The sequence below is a fragment of the Leifsonia sp. T36S-04 genome (genome assembly GCF_042465655.1).
In the GTDB taxonomy this organism is placed as follows: domain Bacteria; phylum Actinomycetota; class Actinomycetes; order Actinomycetales; family Microbacteriaceae; genus Leifsonia.
Map to the genome: position 1 here is coordinate 3,648,212 of NZ_CP146286.1, position 18,580 is coordinate 3,666,791.

Sequence of the window (18,580 nt, forward strand, 5' to 3'; positions counted from 1 at the left end):
ATCAGTCGTGCTCGGGGAAGCCGAGGTTGATCCCGCGGTGGCTCGGGTCGAGCCAGCGCGAGGTGATCGCCTTCTGCTGCGTGAAGAACTTCACGCCCTCGGCGCCGTGCGCCTTCGTGTCGCCGAACAGCGAGTCCTTCCAGCCGCCGAACGAGAAGGTCGCGACCGGCACCGGGATCGGCACATTGATGCCGATCATTCCGACCTGGATCTCGTTCTGGAACCGCCGGGCCGCCCCTCCGTCATTGGTGAAGATCGCGGTCCCGTTGCCGAACGCGCCGGAGTTGATCAGGTCGACGCCCTCGTCGAAGCTCTTCACGCGGACGACCGCGAGCACGGGTCCGAAGATCTCCTCGGTGTAGACCCGCGAGGTCGTGGGCACGTGGTCGATGAGCGTCGGGCCGAGCCAGAAGCCGTTCTCATCGCCGTCGACCTCGACATCGCGGCCGTCCACGACGACCGTTGCGCCATCGTTCGCGGCGATGTCGATGTACGACGCGACCTTGTCGCGGTGCGCTTCGGTCACGAGCGGGCCCATGTCGCAGGAGCGCCGGCCATCGCCGACCTTCAGGCCGGCCATCCGCTCGGTGATCTTCCCGATCAGCGGGTCGGCGACCGGTTCGACGGCGACGACGACGGAGATCGCCATGCAGCGCTCGCCCGCCGATCCGAAGCCGGCGTTGATCGCGCTGTCGGCCACCAGGTCGAGGTCGGCATCCGGAAGCACCAGCATGTGGTTCTTCGCGCCGCCCAGCGCCTGCACGCGCTTGCCGTGCGCCGTTCCGGTCTCGTATACGTACTTCGCGATCGGCGTCGAGCCCACGAACGACACCGAAGCGACGTCCGGGTGCGTGAGGAGGCCGTCGACCGCCTCCTTGTCGCCGTTCAGCACGGTGAAGACGCCGTCCGGCAGCCCGGCCTCCTTCCACAGTCGCGCCAGCCAGATCGCCGCCGACGGGTCCTTCTCGGACGGCTTCAGGATGACGCAGTTGCCCGCCGCGATCGCGATGGGGAAGAACCACATCGGCACCATCGCCGGGAAGTTGAATGGAGAGATGACGGCCACGACACCGAGCGGCTGACGAGTGGAGTACACATCCACGCCGGTCGAGACCTGCTCGGAGTACTCGCCCTTGAGGTGGTGCGCGATGCCGGTCGCGAACTCGACGACTTCCTGGCCGCGCGCGATCTCGCCGAGGGCGTCGGACAGGACCTTGCCGTGCTCCGACGTGATGATCTCGGCCAGCTCGTCCTTGCGGCCGTCGAGCAGTTCGCGGAACCGGAACAGGATCTGCTGCCGTCGTGCGAGGGAGAGGTCGCGCCAGGCAGGGAAGGCGGCGGTCGCGGAGGCGACGGCCGCGTCGATCTCCTCCTGGTTCGCAAGGGCGACCTCTCTGGTCACGGTCCCCAGCGCCGGGTCGTAGACCGGGCTGGTGCGGCCGCTCGCAGACGGGGATTCGGCCCCGCCGATCCAGTGCGGAACCACGGTGGCGGTGCTGGTGCTCATGACATTTCCTTTGCTGGAACCGGCTCCGTCGTCGGCGACGAAGGGGCGTGGACGAGGGCGGCCGCTCGATCGACGGCGGAGGCGACATCGTGGTCGGACGGGTAGATGAGGCTCCGGCCCGCCACCAGGCCGCGCACACCCGGGAGACGCAGCGCGCCCTCCCAGAGCTCGAAGACCTCCTCCTCGGCGGCCCGGGCTTCACCGCCCAGCAACAGAGTGGGCAGCGTGGTGGCGGCCATGACGCGCTCCATGTCGGGCACGACGGGAAGCTTCAGCCAGGTGTAGACGGAGCTCGACCCGAGTCCGGCGGCGATGGCGATGGACCGGATGACCGCGTCGGTGCTGAGGTCGTTGACCACCCGCCCGTCCACCCAGTCGCTGATGAACGGCTCGAGCATGATCGGGACCTGGGCCCGGGCTGCGTCATCGACCGCGCGGGCGTTGGCCTCGATCGTGGCCGCCGAGCCGGGGTCGGCGAAGTTGATCCGGAGCAGCGTTTTGGCGAAGTCGAGCCCGTCTCGCACGATCCCGGCGACGTCGTAGGCCGTGAAGCGGTCGTCCATCTCGAACGTCGCGTGCCGGAGGCCGCCACGATTCATCGAGCCGACCACGACTTTGTCGTCGAGCAGGCCGAGAAGGGCCAGGTCGTCGATGATGTCGGGAGTGCCGAGGACGCCGTCCACGCCGGGCCGGCTGAGTGCCGTCGCGAGGCGGTCGAGGAGGTCGTAGCGGTCGGCCATCGCGAGCTCGTCGCCGCGGATGCCGAGCGCACCGCGCGCCGGGTGGTCCGCCGCGACGATGAAGAGCCGGCCGTCGCCCCGGATGACCGGCCGGCGGCGGCGCGATGCGAGCAGGGCGCGCAGCCGTGCCGGGTCCTCCGCTCGGATCTGGCGCAGACGGTCGAAGTCCGCTCCGCTCAGTCGTGAGGTGGCGACCGTCGTGGGGCGCTCAACGCTCAGCATGCGCGTCCCCGACCAAGAGGGCATCCACCTCGGCCGTCGTCGGCATGGCGGTGGAGCACTCGCGACGGGATGCCACGATGGCCCCCGCGACGTTCGCGAAGCTCAGGATGCGCTCCAGGCCCCAGCCCGCGAGCAGCCCGTGGCAGAGCGCACCGCCGAAGCCGTCGCCGGCCCCGAGCCCGTTCACCACCGCGACCGGGAACGGCGGCACCTCGACCGTCTCGGTGCGCGTCTTCGCCAGGACGCCCTTCGGCCCCTGCTTCACGATCGCGAGCTCGACTCCCCGTTCGAGCAGCGCGTCGGCGGCCCGGTGCGGATCGGTCTCGCCGACCGCCACCTCGCATTCCTCCCGGTTGCCGACGGCGACCGTGACGTGCGGGAGTGCGCGAGCGATCTCCTCCGTCGCGTGTTCGGGCGAGTCCCAGAAGATCGCGCGGTAGTCGAGGTCGAGGATGGTGAACTCGCGCCTGCTGCGGGCCTGCCACGCGCGGTGGTGGGCGCCGCGGCTGGGCTCCTCGCTGAGTCCCGTCACAGTGGCCCAGAAGATCCCGGCGCGAGAGATCGCCTCCACGTCGAGCGAGTCCGCCGTGATCGCCAGGTCGGGCGCCTTCGGCTTGCGATAGAAGTAGATGGGGAAGTGATCCGGGGGGAAGATCTCGCAGAACGTGACGGGCGTCGGCAGGTCGGCCGCTACGCCGACGAACTGATCCTCCACCCCCAGTCGGCGGAGCTCCCGGTGCACATAGCGGCCGAACGGATCGTCCCCGGTGCCCGAGATGAGCGCGGCGCTGCGCCCGTGGCGCGCGGCCGCGACGGCCACGTTGGCGGCGCTGCCGCCGAGGTACTTGCCGAACGTTTCGACGTCCTCCAGGCCGACGCCGTCCTGCAGCGGGTAGAGGTCGACGCCGACCCTACCCATGGTCAGCACCTCGTAGGCGCCATCGGCTGGTTGCTGGTTCACGACGCTCACCCTACTATGTCCTGACAAGAGAACATAATCATTCCATGAGGAGGACGCTGGCGTGCGGAGCCAGGAAGTGATCCATCACCAACTCCGCCGCGCCCTGCGCGGCGATCTGCTCGCTCAGCGCCGACCCCACCACCGTGAACGACTCGCGCGAGACGACGAGTTCGTCGCGCACCGCATCCTCGAGGAGGGGCACGAAGGCGGCGCTGAGCCGGTTCCACATGGGGCCGCCCAGCACGACCCGCGGCACGTCGAGGAAGTTGACGAGCACGCCGATCCCGACGGCGACCCGGCGCGCGGCACGCTCCAGGATGAAGGAGGCTGCCGGATCGCCGTCCGCGGCGAGCTGCGCCAGCGCGGTGCAGGCGTCGTCGAGCGCCAGGTAGTCGTTCAGGTCGGGCAGGGGGAGCACGCCCGCCTGCGCCGCCTGGATGACCAGGGCCTCGGGCACGCAGGCTGCCGCGAGTCCGCCGCGCCGGCCACCCCAGCCGAGGTCTTCGGCGGCGGGATCGACCAGGATGTCGCCGATCTCGCCGATATTGTTGCTGCCGCCTCGCAGCACCTGCCCGCCGAAGACGACGGACGCGCCGACGCCGGATCCGAGGTAGAGGAAGAGGAAGTCCGGGCTGGACGAGTTGCGCAGCTCCGCGGTGGCGGCCGCGGTGACGTCCTTGTCGAGCAGCACCGGCATTCCGGTCGCGTCGTGCAGATCGGCGCGCAGGTGCACATCGCGCCACGTCGGGAGTTGCGGCGGGCGCAGTACGACGCCGGTGCGCACATCGAGCGGCCCGGGGACGGCGATGCCCAGCCCGAGCACCCGCTCCCGGTCGATCCCGAATTCGCGGATGAGGCGGCCGGTGCTGACGGCGATGAGCGACGTGAGGTCGTTGGGGCTGGAGGGCTGCGGCATACGCAGCTGCTGCCGGTGCCGAACGTTGCCGGCGACATCCACGAGCACCAGAGTCAGGCGGGCGGGGTCGACGTGCACGCCGACGGCGAAGGCGCCGTCGCTGTTCACCGTGAGCGGGATGCTCGGCCGACCGCGGATGACTTCGGTCGGCGGGCACTCGACGATCATCCCGGCGTCGATCAGGCGGCGGGCGATGTTCGAGACGGTCTGCGAGGCGAGTCCGGAGCTGCGCTGCAGATCGGCCCTGCTCGCGCCGGGATCGCGACGGATGAGATCGAGGATCACCGCCTGGTTGTAGTCCCCGAGGCGGGGGAGGTTGGTGCCTCGAAGCATGTCACCTCCCGTTGCGGCCGGTTCGGCCGGGCCGGCTCTCGTTGCCGTCCTCGCACATTATTCTATCGAGTAGAGTCTCTCGCGAAACAGCGTAGTCTTCGGTACGGGCATCCCGGGTCGGTCGTAAACCTTTCCGGAAGGCACGCTTGACTCGCGTGAGAACAATGTCCTAACATTCGGACGAAAGCTTTGTCCCATCGATTCGGCAAAGTAGCCAACGGGGCAAGCAGGAGAGGCACCGCAATGAAGCGCACCCGCGTTATCGCCGCCCTCGCCGTCAGTATCGTCGCGGCAGCCGGGCTGAGCGCCTGCTCGCCCGGCGGCAACGGCAGCAACAGCGGTGGGCCCACGACCATCTCGGTCATGGAGTTTCAGCAGACCCGCATCGACTCCATGAAGAAGCTGCTTCCCGGCTTCGAGGCGGCGATGAAGAAGCAGGGCAAGGACATCAAGGTCAAGCTGGTGGCCGATGTCCTGACCGACGACCAGTTCAAGACCAAGATCACCCAGCAGCTCATCGCGGGCCAGGCGCCCGATCTGATCGACCTGGGCGACAGCCTGGTTCCCGGATTCGCCGGCGCGGGCTACCTCGCGCCGATCGACGACTACCTGAACAAGTGGAACGGGTGGGACCACTACTACCCGCAGTTCAAGAAGGCGATGGTCCGTCAGGACGGCCACATCTACGCCCTCGTGCACGACACCGGGGTGCAGAACCTCTTCTACCGCAAAGACATCCTCACCTCCTTGGGCATCGACACCAGCCAGCCCAAGACCTGGGACGACCTGATCTCGCGCCTGGAGCAGGTGAAGGAGAAGACGGGCGACACGCCGATCGTGCTCCCGGCCGGAACCGCGTGGGGCGGCGGCGCCTGGAACGAGGGCTTCCAGCCCATCCTCGGCGGCACCGACAAGGACTACTACAACCTGAAGTCGGGCAAGTGGGACCTGAAGAGCAGCGGCTTCCAGGCGGTCTTCGACCTATACAGCCAGCTCACCACCAAGGGACTCCTGCCGGTGCAGGACCTCGAGAACCCGAACCCGTGGGAGCCGACCAAGTACGACAAGTTCCCGGCCGGCAAGATCCAGGTCGCGGCGCAGGGCACCTGGGGCTGGAAGTACGACTGGGGCCCCGAGGGCGCCCACCCGATCCCGGACCTCACCACCAAGGTCGACACCTGGCAGTACCCGGCGCTCCGCAGCGGTGACAAGCCCTTCGGCTGGAGTGGACTCGGCTTCGGCTACGCCACCCCGGAGAAGTCGAAGCACAAGGACGAGGCCATGCTGCTCGCCCAGTACCTGTCGAGCGGCACGGCGCTGGCCGACCAGCTGGTCGCCTCCGGCGCAGCCGCACCGCGCGACGACCTGGCGAACGTCAAGCCGTACGCCGACGAGCCCAAGCTGCTTCAGGCGGGCAAGGACCTCGCGACGAGCGTTTACGTTCCGACCGGCGACGGTTCCGACCAGATCGCGCAGGCGATCGCCTCCTCGACCGAGCTGATCCTCAACGGCAAGGCCGACGGCAAGCAGGCCTACGAGGCGTTCGTGAAGGATGCCACCGACCTGCTCGGCCCCAACCTGGTGAAGTAGTGACTTCGATCACCGACGTACCCGTCTCGGCGGCGGCGGCCTCAGGGCCGTCGTCGCCTCGGCGGCGCGGAAGACGGCGTTCCTGGCCGCTGCTCCTGATCCTGCTGGGGCCGGGTGTCGCGCTGATCCTGCTGTTCATCGTGGTGCCGGCCGTCTACGGCGTCTACCTCAGCTTCACGAACACCCAGCTCACCGGGTTCGCCGCCCGCGACCCGAAGTTCGTCGGCCTCGACAACTACTCGTACCTGCTGACCAGCGCCGACTTCCTGTCATCGCTCGGTCACACGGGCCAGTTCGTGCTCTACTCGGCGATCATCGGCCAGACCGTGCTCGGCATGGTCGCGGCCATTCTGCTCAGCCGGCCGTGGGTGCGCGGAAAGGGCATCTTCGGAGCCGCGATCCTCATGCCGATGGTGGTTCCGGAGGTCGTGGCGTCGCTCGCCTGGGCCAGCGTCCTCTCCAACGGGCCGGCCGGAACGCTGAACCGGCTGACCGGGATCTTCGGCGCGGGGCCGACCGACTGGCTGCAGGTGGTTCCGATGGTGTCGATCATCATCGTCAACATCTGGCGCGGCGTCGCCTTCGCGATGATCATGTTCCAGGCCGCGCTCGAGGATGTCCCGGTCGAGCTGATCGAGGCGGCGCGGATCGACGGCGCACGGGCGCTGCAGGTGTTCCGCTACGTCACGCTCCCGCTCATCCGCGGCCCGGTGTTCCTCTACCTGTTGCTGACCACGATCAGCACCGTGGGCGTGTTCGGTCTCGTCTACTTCCTCACCCAGGGCGGCCCCGCCGGCCAGACACGTCTGGCTGCGATCTACATCTACGAGCGCGCGCTGCAGTTCTCGCAGGTCGGTATCGGCAGCGCCGCGTCGATGATCCTGCTCGCGATCGTCCTGGTCCTGGGAGTCGTCTACGTGCGGCTCGCGAAAGTCGAGGTGTGAGATGACGACTCTGACCAGTCGCAACGTGACTCCGGACGACACCGTCCCTGGCCCCATCGCTCCGGGCCGGCGCTTCAGGAAGCGCCGCCTCACTCCCGTCGACCGGGTGCAGCGCGGCCTCGGCTACGTCCTGCTCGTGCTCTTGGCGCTGTTCTGCCTGGTGCCGTTCGCGTGGGTGGTGCTGAGCTCGATCGACGCCAACGCGGGCCCGAACGTTCAGCTTCCTGCGGTGTCGTTCGAGAACTTCGTGCGCTTCTTCACGAACTCGGGAACGCCGCAGCTGCTCATGAACAGCCTCATCATCGGTATCGGCGCAACCGTGCTGAACCTGGTGCTGGGCGTCGCCGGCGGCTACGCGCTCGCCCGCTTCTCGTTCCCCGGCCGTCGCACGTTCATGTACGGCATCCTGCTGATCCGGGTCATCCCGGCACCGGCCACGATCGTCCCGCTCTACCTGATCATGGTGAACCTCCAGCTCACGAATACGCTGTTCGGGCTCATCCTGGTCGAAGCCGTGCTCCAGCTGCCGATCACACTGTGGCTGCTCAAGGGCACCATCTCCGCGGTGCCGATCGAGCTGGAGGAAGCGGCCTGGGTGGACGGCAACACGCGCTTCCAGGCGATCTGGCGGGTCGTCCTGCCGCTGGTCGGCCCCGGTCTCGGCGCTGCCGCCATGCTGACGTTCATGAACGTCTGGGGCGACTTCCTGACCCCGCTCGTGATGCTGCAGAGCCAGGAGCTGTACCCGCTGTCGATCGGGCTGTTCCGGGCGTTCAGCGAGCACAACCAGGTGGACTGGGGCCTCCTCGCGGCCAGCGCCATCGTCTATGTCGCCCCGCCTGCGATCCTCTACGTCTTCGTGCGCAAGCACCTCCTCCGCTCCAGCCTCGGCGGCGCGGTGAAAGGATGACCTCTCCGATGAACGACCGTCTTCCCGTCGTCGTCGTCGGCGCGGGCGCCATGGGCGGCGAGTGGATCCGGATGCTCGCGCGCTCGCCGCACGCGGTCCCGGTCGGCGTCGTCGACCTCGACGTCGCACTCGCCACCTCCACGGCGGCCTCCGCGGGCCTCGATGACGTCGTCGTGGGCGCCTCCGTGGCCGAGGTCGCCGCGCGGGCCGGAGCCGAGGCCGTCATCAACGTGACGGTGCCGCAGGCCCACCGCGTCGTGAACGAGCAGGCCCTCCGTGCCGGCCTCCCCGTGCTGTGCGAGAAGCCGCTGGCCCCGACCATCGCCGAGGCGCTCCGCCAGGTCGCGCTCGCGGACGTGACGGGCGAGCTGCTGATGGTGAGCCAGTCCCGCCGGTACTTCAACCACCTGGCGGCGTTCCGCGGAGCGGTCAGGCAGCTCGGGCCGCTCGCGACCGTCAACGCGCAGTTCTTCCACGAGGACCACGAGCCCGGTTTCCGGGAGCAGATGGCGCATCCCCTGCTCGTGGACATGTCCATCCACCACTTCGACCAGCTGCGCTACCTGACCGGTGACGAGCCGATCGCGGTCCGCTGCAGCTCGTGGAACCCGCCGTGGAGCTGGTTCGCCGGAGACGCGGCGGCGTCCGCCGAGTTCGAACTCGCGTCGGGCGCGCGTTTCGTCTACGCCGGCAGCCGGTGCACGCCAGGCCTGCAGACCTCGTGGAACGCCGACTGGCGCGTCTACGCGGAGCGCGGCGCGGCTGCCTGGGACGGCGACGATGTCGTGCGGGTGGAGGCCGACGGGGTCGGTTTCGAGGTTCCGGACGGCAGCGAGGGGATCGAGGGCTCCCTGGAGGAGTTCGTCTCGGCCCTGCGCTCCGGCACCACCCCGCAGAACGAGGTGCGGGCGAACATCTTCAGCCTGGCGATGGTCGAGGGCGCGATCCGGAGCAGTGAACGCGACGGCGCACGGGTCGTCGTCGCCGAGCTGCTCGAGGAAGCCCTCGCCCAGGCCATCGCCGACGAGCGGAGCGACGATGTCGCCGCCCTGCTCACGTCATGGAACAGCGCTGCCGACGGTATCGCAACACCGGCCTGGGGCTCCGCTCCGGCCACGATCGCGTCAGGAGGCGCCCGATGACCAGTACCCAACCGATCCGAGTCGTCGTCTGGGGCGAGAACCGGCACGAGCAGGTGAACCCCGTCGTCCGGGGCATCTACCCGGACGGCATGCACACCACCATCGCCGACGGGATCCGGGCGCTGCTCGGCGAGGACGTGACCGCCTCCACGCGCGTGCTCGACGAACCAGAGCACGGCATGACCGAGGAGACGCTCGCGGAGACCGACGTGCTGCTGTGGTGGGGTCACACCGCGCACGACGAGGTCGCCGACGAGGTCGTCGACCGCATCCACCGCCACGTGCTCGAGGGCATGGGCATCATCGTGCTGCACTCCGGTCACCACTCCAAGATCTTCCGCCGCCTCATGGGAACGACCTGCAGCCTGCGCTGGCGCAACGACGCCGACCGCGAGCTGGTGTGGACCATCTCGCCGCGGCATCCCATCGCGGAGGGTGTGCCCCAGCCCATCGTCATCCCCGGCCAGGAGATGTACGGTGAGTTCTTCGACATCCCGGAACCCGAGGAGCTCGTCTTCATCAGCAGCTTCTCCGGTGGCGAGGTGTTCCGGAGCGGCGTGACCTACCGTCGCGGCTACGGTCGCGTCTTCTACTTCAGCCCGGGCGACGAGGTGTTCCCGGTCTACCACCAGCCGGAGGTGCAGCGCGTGATCGCGAACGGCGTGCGCTGGGCGCGTCCCGAGCGGGCGCGCGAGCCCTACGTCGTCACGCCGATGTACCTGACGGGCGAGTTCGACCGTCCGGTGCTGCCGTCGCCCGACGGCCTCGTCGACTACTACACCCGCGAGCCCATCGCGTCGCGGGAGAGTTGAGCGTGGCGGAGGAGTCCAACCCCAACGGACGGTCGCGTCTGGATGCCGAGACGCTCGCGATGCAGCGGGTCCGCCGGTTCACCCGGTTCCGCATCGAGCCCGCCCTCTACCGGGAGTCGCGTCCCGTCTCCATCGCCAGCTGGCAGGTCGACGGTGAGCCGGTCCCCTTCGCGGAGGCGGTGACCCGGCCGTTCGAGCCAGTCGAGGTGGGTGCCGCCTGGGGGCGGCCCTGGGACACGGTCTGGTTCGACGTCCGCGGCGATGTCCCGGCCGACTGGCCCGCCGACGAGGCGGAGCTCGTGGTCGACCTCGGGTTCACCGGCGAGCAGCCCGGCTTCCAGGCGGAGGCGACGGCGTACCGGCCCGACGGCTCGATCGTGAAGGCGATCGAGCCCTTCAACGCGTGGGTGCCGCTTTCCCCCGGTCCGTTCCGGCTGCTGCTGGAGGCGGCGGCGAACCCGATGATCCAGGTGCCGTACGAGTACGAGCCGACCCCTCTCGGCGACACCGCCACCGCGGGTCACGATCCCCTCTACCGGGTGGTGCGCCTCGAGATCGCACGGCGCGACATCGAGGTGTGGGAGCTGTTGCAGGATGTCGTCGCTCTCGATGGTCTCGTCGAGGTGCTGCCGCGGGACGCCGCCCGGCGCGCGCAGATCGTGCACGCGCTGGAGCGGATGGTCGACGTCATGGACCCCGACGACGTGCCGGGGACTGCTGCGGCCGGACGGGAGGCGCTCGCCGGCGTCTTGGCCGCGCCCGCAGCATCCAGCGCACTCCGGGTCTCCGCGGTCGGCCACGCACACATCGACTGCGCCTGGCTGTGGCCGACCCGCGAGACGGTCCGCAAGGTCGCCCGAACCTTCTCGAACGTGCTCGACCTCATCGAGCGCGACCCTGAGTTTGTGTTCGCGGCGTCCTCCGCCCAGCAGTACGCATGGCTGCGCGAGAGCCAGCCGGAGCTGTTCGAGCGGGTGCGAGCCGCGGTTACCGCCGGGCGCATCCGTCCGGTCGGCGGCATGTGGGTCGAGTCCGACACCAACATGCCCGGTGGCGAGGCCCTCGCCCGTCAGTTCGTGATGGGCAAGCAGTTCTTCCTGGAGGAGTTCGGGGTCGAGAGCGACGAGGTGTGGCTGCCGGACTCGTTCGGGTACAGCGCTGCGCTCCCGCAGATCGCGCGCGCTGCGGGCGGCCGCTACTTCGTGACGCAGAAGCCGTCGTGGAACGAGACCAACCGCATCCCCTTCTCGACGTTCCAGTGGGAAGGGATCGACGGATCGCGGATCTTCACGCACCTTCCGCCGGCCGACACGTACAACTCCGACCTCGGCGCGCTCGACCTGGCGCGCACCGAGCGCACCTTCAGCGAGAAGGGCCGGGCCCGCGAGGTGCTCGCCCTGTTCGGCTGGGGCGACGGCGGCGGCGGTCCCACCCGCGAGATGCTCGCGCAGGCCGCACGCAAGCGCGACCTGGAGGGCTCCCCGCAGGTGCAGCTGTCCGATCCGCACTCCTTCTTCACCGCCGCGGAGGCCGAGCTGACCGACCCGCCGGTGTGGGTCGGCGAGATGTACCTCGAACTGCACCGGGGGACGCTGGTCTCGCAGCAGAAGACCAAGCGTGGCAACCGCCACAGCGAGGCGCTGCTGCGGCAGGCCGAGCTGTGGGCGTCGACGGCCACGATTCTGCGCGGCACGCCGTACCCCGCCGCGGTGCTCCGGGATGCGTGGCGCACGGTGCTGCTGCAGCAGTTCCACGACATCCTGCCCGGCAGCTCCATCGCCTGGGTGCACCAGGACGCCGAGGCCGCTTACGAGCGCGTCGCGGCGACCCTCGGCGAGGTGATCGAGGATGCGCTGGCCGCGCTCGCGGGCGACGGCGACATCCCGCTGGCGGCCAACGCGGGACCCCTGCCGCTGCAAGGCGTGCCTGCGATGGGTATCGGCGCGGCGTCCGTTCCGGAGGCGGCGACCCCGTACGCCGACGGCGACGTGTTCGTCCTCGAGGATGCGGCGCTTCGCGTCATCGTCGATGCCCGCGGCGTGCTCGTCTCGGTGCGCGATCTCGCCGCCGACCGCGAGCTGCTCCCGGGTGGGATGGCGGGAGGCGTGCTGCAGCTCCTGCGGGACACCCCGCGCGAATGGGACGCCTGGGACATCAACGAGGAGGACCAGCGGTCGGGACACGAGCTGCTCACGCCGTCCGACGTCCGCATCGACGGAGACGCGGTCGCCGTCCGGCACGACTTCGGCGCCTCGTCGGTCGACCTGCGCCTCCGGCTCGTGGACGGCCGGCTCGACTTCGCCTTCGACATCGACTGGCACGAGTCGCAGAAGCTGCTCAAGCTCGCGTTCCCGCTCGACATCCGGACCGAACGCGCAGCCTCCGAGATCCAGTTCGGGCATCTGCACCGGGCGATCCACCGCAACACGTCGTGGGACTCCGCCCGCTTCGAGACCGTCGCGCACCGCTGGATCCAGGTGGGGGAGCCGGCCTGGGGAGTGGCGATCGCGAACGACGTCGTCTACGGTCATGACATCCGCACCCTGGCGACACCCTCCGGGCGGCCGATGGTGATGGCGCGGCTGTCGCTGCTGCGAGCCCCGCTGTACCCGGACCCGACCGCCGACCAGGGCGCCCATTCCTTCACGGTGAGCCTGCGCCCGGGCGGCATCCCCGAGGCGATCGAGGACGGCTATCGGCAGAGCCTGCCGCCCCGGCCGACCCGGGGGACGCCAGTGGAGCCGCTCATTGCGGTCTCCGACCCGTCCGTCGTCGTCGAAGCGGTCAAGCTGGCCGAGGACGGCAGCGGCGACCTGGTGGTGCGGCTCTACGAGGCGCATGGCGACCGGTCCACTGCGACGGTGACGACCTCGATCGACTGGGAGGCGGTGGAGGCGACCGACCTGTTGGAGCGTCCCCTCGAGTCGGCAGCCATCAGCGCGGTGTCTCCCCGTCGAATCGAGCTGGACCTGCGTCCGTTCGAGCTGCTGACCCTGCGATTCCGCGCGCCCCGCGCCGCGGAGTGAAGGAACACGTGCACGAGACAGTCCACTACCTGAACGATGTCGGTCCCGGATCCGGGCGGCGACGTGCCGCCCGATCGTGGCTGCACTCGGACGCGCCGACGCTGTCCCTCGACGGCGACTGGCGTTTCCGGCTGCTGGCCGGCGTCCCGGGAACACTCGGAGCCCCCGACGTGCTCCCCGACGATGAGGCGCCCGAATCCTTCGCGACCCCGGCGTTCGACGACTCGGGCTGGGACGTCCTGCCGGTCCCCAGCCACTGGGTCCTGCACGGTGAGGGCCGCTATGGCGCCCCGCAGTACACGAACGTGCAGCTGCCGTTCCCGCAGGACCCGCCCTTCTCGCCCGACGAGAACCCGACCGGTGATCACCGTCGCACCTTCTCGCTGCCAGCCGGATGGCTTGATGGCGACGCCTACGAGGCGGTCGTGCTGCGCTTCGACGGGGTCGAGTCCCGCTACCGGGTGTGGCTGAACGGGATCGAGATCGGCGTCGGGACCGGGTCGCGACTGGCGCAGGAGTTCGACGTGACCGAGGCGCTCCGGGAGGGCCTCAACACCATCGCCGTGCGCGTGCACCAGTGGTCCGCATCCACGTACATCGAGGACCAGGACCAATGGTGGCTGCCGGGCATCTTCCGGGAGGTGACGCTGCAGGCACGACCGGTCGGCGGGATCGAGGACGTCTGGATCCGCGCCGGTTACGACCACGCGACCGGAGCCGGGACTCTGCAGACGGAGCTGCGCGCGGACGACGCAGCCTTCCCGGTGCGACTGCGCGTGCCCGAACTCGGTGTCGACGTCGAGTGGGCGGATGCGTCGGCCGTCGCGCCGGTCCGCATCGAGCGTGTTCAGCCGTGGACGGCGGAGACGCCCCGGCTCTACGACGCGTCCGTGGTGAGCCGCGACGGCGCCGAGACGATCAGCCTGCGACTCGGGTTCCGGACCGTCGAGATCGTCGGCGACCGCTTCCTCGTCAACGGGCGACGGGTCGTGCTGCACGGGATGAACCGGCACGAGACGAACCCCGACCTCGGCCGCGGATTCGACGAGGAGTTCGTCCGCCGCGACCTCGAGGTGATGAAGCGCCACAACGTGAATGCGATCCGCACCGCGCACTATCCGCCGCATCCTCGAGTGCTCGACCTCGCCGACGAGCTCGGCTTCTGGGTGATGCTGGAGTGCGACATCGAGACGCATGCCTTCCACCACGGCGGCAGCCAGTTCACCTCGGGCACCGACGAGTGGATGGACAACCCGAGTGAGGATCCGGCGTGGCGGGCGACCTACCTCGACCGCATCGAGCGCACCGTCGAGCGGGACAAGAACCATCCCAGCATCGTGATGTGGTCGCTCGGCAACGAGTCCGGCACCGGCGCCAACCTGGCGGCGATGGCGGAGTGGGTCCACACGCGCGATCCCGAGCGGCCCGTCCACTACGAAGGCGACCACGCGGGCGACTACACCGATGTCTACTCGCGGATGTACGCATCCATCGCCGAGGTCACCAGCATCGGCAGCGACTCGACGGCCCTGCTGCTCAACGCCTCGGGGGCGCAATCCGTGCGTCAGCGCACCAAGCCCTTCCTGCTCTGCGAGTACGTGCACGCGATGGGCAACGGCCCGGGCGGAATCGAGACATACGAGAACCTGGTGGATCGCTTCCCCCGCCTCCACGGCGGATTCGTCTGGGAGTGGCGGGACCACGGCATCCGCACCCGCACCGCGGAGGGAGTGGAGTTCTTCGGCTACGGCGGCGACTTCGGGGAGACCGGAGTGCACGACGGCCACTTCTGCATGGACGGCATGGTCCTGTCGGACGGCACCCCGACGCCCGGGCTGGTGGAGTTCGCCGCGGTGACGGCGCCGATCCGGTTCGCCATCGAGGCCGACGGACGGGTCGTCACCGTCCGCGTGAGCAACCACCGCCACTCGGCCGATGCGGGCGACCTCGTCTTCCCGTGGCGGGTCGAACGGGACGGAGTGGCGATCGCCGCGGGTGTGGCCGACGTCGCCGACCATGACGGTCGCCCGCTGCCGGCGGGCGAGTCCGCCGTCGTCCGGGTCGAGCTCGACGAGGAGGTCCTCGGCGCCGGTTCGGGAGAGCTGTGGTTGACCGTGGCGGCGGAGCTTGCGGCCGACACCGCGTGGGCGACCGCCGGACACGTCGTCGCCTCGTCGCAGGCACGGGTTCCCGTGAGGCCGGCAGATGGCCCGTCACCCGCTGGGCCGGCCGCGCCGAGACGAACCGACCGCGCGCACGCGCAGGAGGTCTCGGGACGCTACGCCCTCGGCCCGGCGGAGTTCGCGGACGGGCGCCTGGTGGCCCTCGGCGGCGCGCCCGTCACGGGCCCGCGTCTGCAACTCTGGCGGGCACCCACCGACAACGACGCCGGATCTCACATGGGGAGCTACGACGTCAGCGATCCGATGGAGGGTCGAGGCCTGGGCATCCCCGGACCGTCGTATGCCTCCCAGTGGCGCGATGCCGGACTCGACCGCCTGAGTGCGCGCGCCCTCGACGTCACGAGGACCGGGACCACGCTGAGCCGGCGCACCCGGTGGGCGGCCGCCGACACGCGCGAGTCCGTCACCCTCGAGGAGACGTGGGAGCTGGAGGGCGACACAGTGAGGCTGGCGCTGCAGCTCATCCCGAGCTCGCGCTGGGACATCGTCTGGCCGCGGCTGGGCGTGCGCTTCGACCTGCCGCTCGACGTGGATGAGGCCGACTGGTTCGGAACCGGCCCGGGGGAGTCGTACCCGGACTCGCGACGCGGGGTGCTCGTCGGTCGCTACCGGGCCGGCATCGATCAGCTGACCGTCCCGTACGCGTGGCCGCAGGAGAGCGGTCACCGAAGCGACCTGCGGCGACTCGACGTGCTGGCGCAGGGCCGCGAGTGGCTCCGCCTCGACGTGGAACAGGATGCACGCGGCCGCCGGCCGGGCTTCACCCTCGCGCGGCACACCGCGGAGGAGGTCGGCGTGGCGACCCATCAGCACGAACTGCCGGAGCGGGTCGCTTCGTACCTCTACCTCGACGCCGCCCAGAATGGACTCGGGTCACGCGCCTGCGGTCCCGACGTCTGGCCCGATGCCCTTCTGCGCCCGGAGGCCCGCTCGCTCGCGGTGCGGTTCTCGGCGCTGTGACGCTCTGACCATGCACCTCGACAACGGAGTTCCCGTGCCAGACACCTCCCCTCCCTCCTCCGCTCACGCTCCGTCGGAGTTCGCGCCGGATGTGCTGGTGCATCTGAGGGCGGGCGGTGTCAGCGTCGTCCTCGATGCCACCGCCGCCCGACTGCCGTCCGTCGTGCACTGGGGCGCAGCCCTCGGCCCGCAGACCGGCGCGTCGGTGAGCGCGCTGGTGGGCGCGGCCGAGGAGCCGGACACCGGGAACGTCGTCGACCAGGCCGTCCGGGTGGCGATGCTCCCCGAGCACCAGGCCGGGTGGGAGGGCCGGCCCGGCCTGACGGGCCACCGGAACGGCGCCGATTGGTCGCCGCGGTTCACCGTCGAGTCCGTCGCGATGGCCACCCGCGACGACGCCGGGCTGCGCCGCGACGGGCCCCTCGTGGAGGCCGGTGCTGCGGTCGTGGTGTTCCGCGCGCGTGACGAGATCGCCGGCCTGGCCCTGGTGGTGGAGGTCGAGCTCCTCGCGAGTGGACTGCTTCGCGCGAGGGCGGAGGTGAGCAACGCCGGGCACGGTGTCTACGCTCTGACCGAACTGAACGTCGCACTGCCCCTACCGGCGCGCGCCCGCGAGATCCTCGACTTCGCCGGCCGGTGGAGCAAGGAGCGCATCCCGCAACGCAGCGAACTCGTGGTGGGAACCCACGAGCGGGAAGGCCGCAAGGGTCGCACCGGTCCCGATGCGGCCACCGTCCTCAGCGTCGGTACGCCCGGCTTCGGATTCCAGCACGGTGAGGTCTGGGGCGTCCATGTCGCGTTCAGCGGGAATCACCGGCACTACGCCGAGCGGCTGTCCACGGGAGCCCAGGTGGTCGGCGGCGGCGAGCTGCTCCTGCCCGGGGAGATCCTCCTCGACGAGGGTGCGAGCTATCGCGGGCCGTGGCTGTACGGCGCCTACGGCAACGGGTTGGACGATCAGGCGCACCGCTTCCACCGGTTCCTGCGCGCTCGCCGCACGCATCCCTCCAGCCCCCGCCCCGTCACGCTCAACGTGTGGGAGGCCGTCTACTTCGATCACGACCTGGACCGCCTGATCGCTCTGGCCGATCGCGCGGCCGGTGTGGGCGTCGAGCGCTTCGTCCTCGACGACGGCTGGTTCTCCGGCCGTCGTGACGACACCCGGGGTCTCGGTGACTGGTTCGTGGATGAGGACGTGTGGCCGAACGGCCTCGGACCCCTCGTCGACCATGTCCGGGGCCTGGGGATGGAGTTCGGGCTCTGGTTCGAACCGGAGATGATCAACGAGGACAGCGACCTGGCACGCGCACACCCCGAGTGGATCATGCAGACCGGGGGACGTCTGCCGGTGCGGGGGCGGAACCAGCAGGTCCTGAACCTCGGGATCCCCGAGGCGTTCGCGCACATCCTCGACCGGATGACGAGCATCCTCGCCGAGTACGACATCGGGTACATCAAGTGGGACCACAACCGCGACCTCATCGACGCGGGGACGTTCCCGAGCGGTGCAGCGGGAGTGCACGAGCAGACGCTCGCGGCCTACCGCTTGATGGATGAGCTGAAGCGCCGGTTCCCGGGGCGGGAGATCGAATCGTGCTCCTCGGGCGGGGGCCGTGTCGACCTCGGCGTTCTGGAACGGACGGAGCGGATCTGGGTCAGCGACTGCGTCGATCCCCTCGAACGTCAGCAGATGAACCGCTGGACGATGCAGCTGGTCCCGGCCGAGATGCTCGGATCGCATGTCGGTTCCCCCGTGAACCACACGACAGGACGCACGCACGCGCTGTCGTTCCGGGCGGGTACGGCGGTGTTCGGGCACTTCGGCATCGAATGGGACATCGCTCGCGCGGGCGAGCGGGACATCCACGATCTCGCCGAGTGGGTGGAGTTCTACAAGCAGCACCGCGAGCTGATGCACACCGGCGACCTGGTGCGCGCCGACGAGATCGACCCTGCCTTCCAGCTGTACGGAGTGGTCGCCGCCGACAAGACGGAGGCGCTGATGTTCCTCGCCTTCCTCGGCCGGTCCGACGAGGCTCCCCACGGGCGCTTCACGCTTCCCGGCCTGGACCCGGACACGCAGTACCGTGTCGCTCCCGTGATCGTCGGCACGCCGGACGGTGGACGCGCCGAACCTGCCTGGTTCGGCGACGGTTCGGGTGTGGTCCTCAGCGGTCAGGCGCTCGCCGTTGCCGGGCTGCAGTTGCCGCGATCGTTCCCCGAGCGCGTCGTCGTCCTCCGCGTCACGACGCCCTGACCGCTAGCGATCGATGGGACGCAACACGCCGCAATCCCGCCGGGATAACGGCGCGTTGCGTCCCATCGATTCGGGAG

The 18,580-nt window shown here is 69.8% G+C and carries 12 protein-coding genes; 8 read left to right on the forward strand and 4 right to left on the reverse strand.

The features are described 5' to 3' along the window. Nucleotide 1 precedes the first annotated feature (1 nt). From P3F85_RS17860 to P3F85_RS17875, 4 genes are all read right to left on the reverse strand, one after another. On the reverse strand, nucleotides 2–1,507 hold the full coding sequence (locus tag P3F85_RS17860; RefSeq protein WP_374009187.1) for a CoA-acylating methylmalonate-semialdehyde dehydrogenase: 1,506 nt from the start codon (nucleotides 1,505–1,507) through the stop codon (nucleotides 2–4). Further along, on the reverse strand, nucleotides 1,504–2,469 hold the full coding sequence (locus P3F85_RS17865; RefSeq protein WP_374009188.1) for a class I fructose-bisphosphate aldolase: 966 nt from the start codon (nucleotides 2,467–2,469) through the stop codon (nucleotides 1,504–1,506). Before P3F85_RS17865 ends, P3F85_RS17860 begins: the two co-directional genes overlap by 4 nt. Then, nucleotides 2,456–3,388 carry a 5-dehydro-2-deoxygluconokinase gene (iolC, locus tag P3F85_RS17870; RefSeq protein WP_374010966.1) on the reverse strand — a complete coding sequence of 311 codons (933 nt, stop codon included), beginning with the start codon at nucleotides 3,386–3,388 and terminating at the stop codon, nucleotides 2,456–2,458. Before iolC ends, P3F85_RS17865 begins: the two co-directional genes overlap by 14 nt. A gap of 79 nt (nucleotides 3,389–3,467) precedes the next feature. Then, entirely contained in the window at nucleotides 3,468–4,679 is a 1,212-nt protein-coding gene (locus P3F85_RS17875; RefSeq protein ID WP_374009189.1) for an ROK family transcriptional regulator, read from the reverse strand. A 243-nt stretch (nucleotides 4,680–4,922) separates the two neighbouring features. On the opposite strand from P3F85_RS17875, the gene P3F85_RS17880 reads away from it, so the two are divergent. The 8 genes from P3F85_RS17880 to P3F85_RS17915 are packed head-to-tail and all read left to right on the forward strand — an operon-like array spanning nucleotide 4,923 to nucleotide 18,503. Next, on the forward strand, nucleotides 4,923–6,269 hold the full coding sequence (locus tag P3F85_RS17880; protein ID WP_374009190.1) for an ABC transporter substrate-binding protein: 1,347 nt from the start codon (nucleotides 4,923–4,925) through the stop codon (nucleotides 6,267–6,269). Further along, entirely contained in the window at nucleotides 6,269–7,213 is a 945-nt protein-coding gene (locus P3F85_RS17885; RefSeq protein WP_374009191.1) for a carbohydrate ABC transporter permease, read from the forward strand. The genes P3F85_RS17880 and P3F85_RS17885 overlap by 1 nt, the downstream gene beginning before the upstream one ends. A 1-nt stretch (nucleotide 7,214) precedes the next feature. Then, nucleotides 7,215–8,123: a carbohydrate ABC transporter permease gene (locus P3F85_RS17890; RefSeq protein WP_374009192.1), complete on the forward strand. Its 909-nt coding sequence runs from the start codon at nucleotides 7,215–7,217 to the stop codon at nucleotides 8,121–8,123. An 8-nt stretch (nucleotides 8,124–8,131) separates the two neighbouring features. Continuing rightward, nucleotides 8,132–9,265 (forward strand): Gfo/Idh/MocA family protein, encoded by a 1,134-nt coding sequence (locus P3F85_RS17895; protein WP_374009193.1) that lies wholly within the window; start codon nucleotides 8,132–8,134, stop codon nucleotides 9,263–9,265. After that, nucleotides 9,262–10,077 carry a ThuA domain-containing protein gene (locus tag P3F85_RS17900; RefSeq protein ID WP_374009194.1) on the forward strand — a complete coding sequence of 272 codons (816 nt, stop codon included), beginning with the start codon at nucleotides 9,262–9,264 and terminating at the stop codon, nucleotides 10,075–10,077. The genes P3F85_RS17895 and P3F85_RS17900 overlap by 4 nt, the downstream gene beginning before the upstream one ends. Before the next feature lie 59 nt (nucleotides 10,078–10,136). Continuing rightward, nucleotides 10,137–13,103: an alpha-mannosidase gene (locus tag P3F85_RS17905; protein WP_374010967.1), complete on the forward strand. Its 2,967-nt coding sequence runs from the start codon at nucleotides 10,137–10,139 to the stop codon at nucleotides 13,101–13,103. An 8-nt stretch (nucleotides 13,104–13,111) separates the two neighbouring features. Further along, nucleotides 13,112–16,246 carry a glycoside hydrolase family 2 TIM barrel-domain containing protein gene (locus tag P3F85_RS17910; RefSeq protein WP_374009195.1) on the forward strand — a complete coding sequence of 1,045 codons (3,135 nt, stop codon included), beginning with the start codon at nucleotides 13,112–13,114 and terminating at the stop codon, nucleotides 16,244–16,246. Nucleotides 16,247–16,280: 34 nt separating this feature from the next. Beyond that, the gene (locus P3F85_RS17915) at nucleotides 16,281–18,503 is read left to right on the forward strand and encodes an alpha-galactosidase (protein ID WP_374009196.1); all 2,223 of its coding nucleotides are present in this window, start codon (nucleotides 16,281–16,283) and stop codon (nucleotides 18,501–18,503) included. Nucleotides 18,504–18,580: the final 77 nt, after the last annotated feature.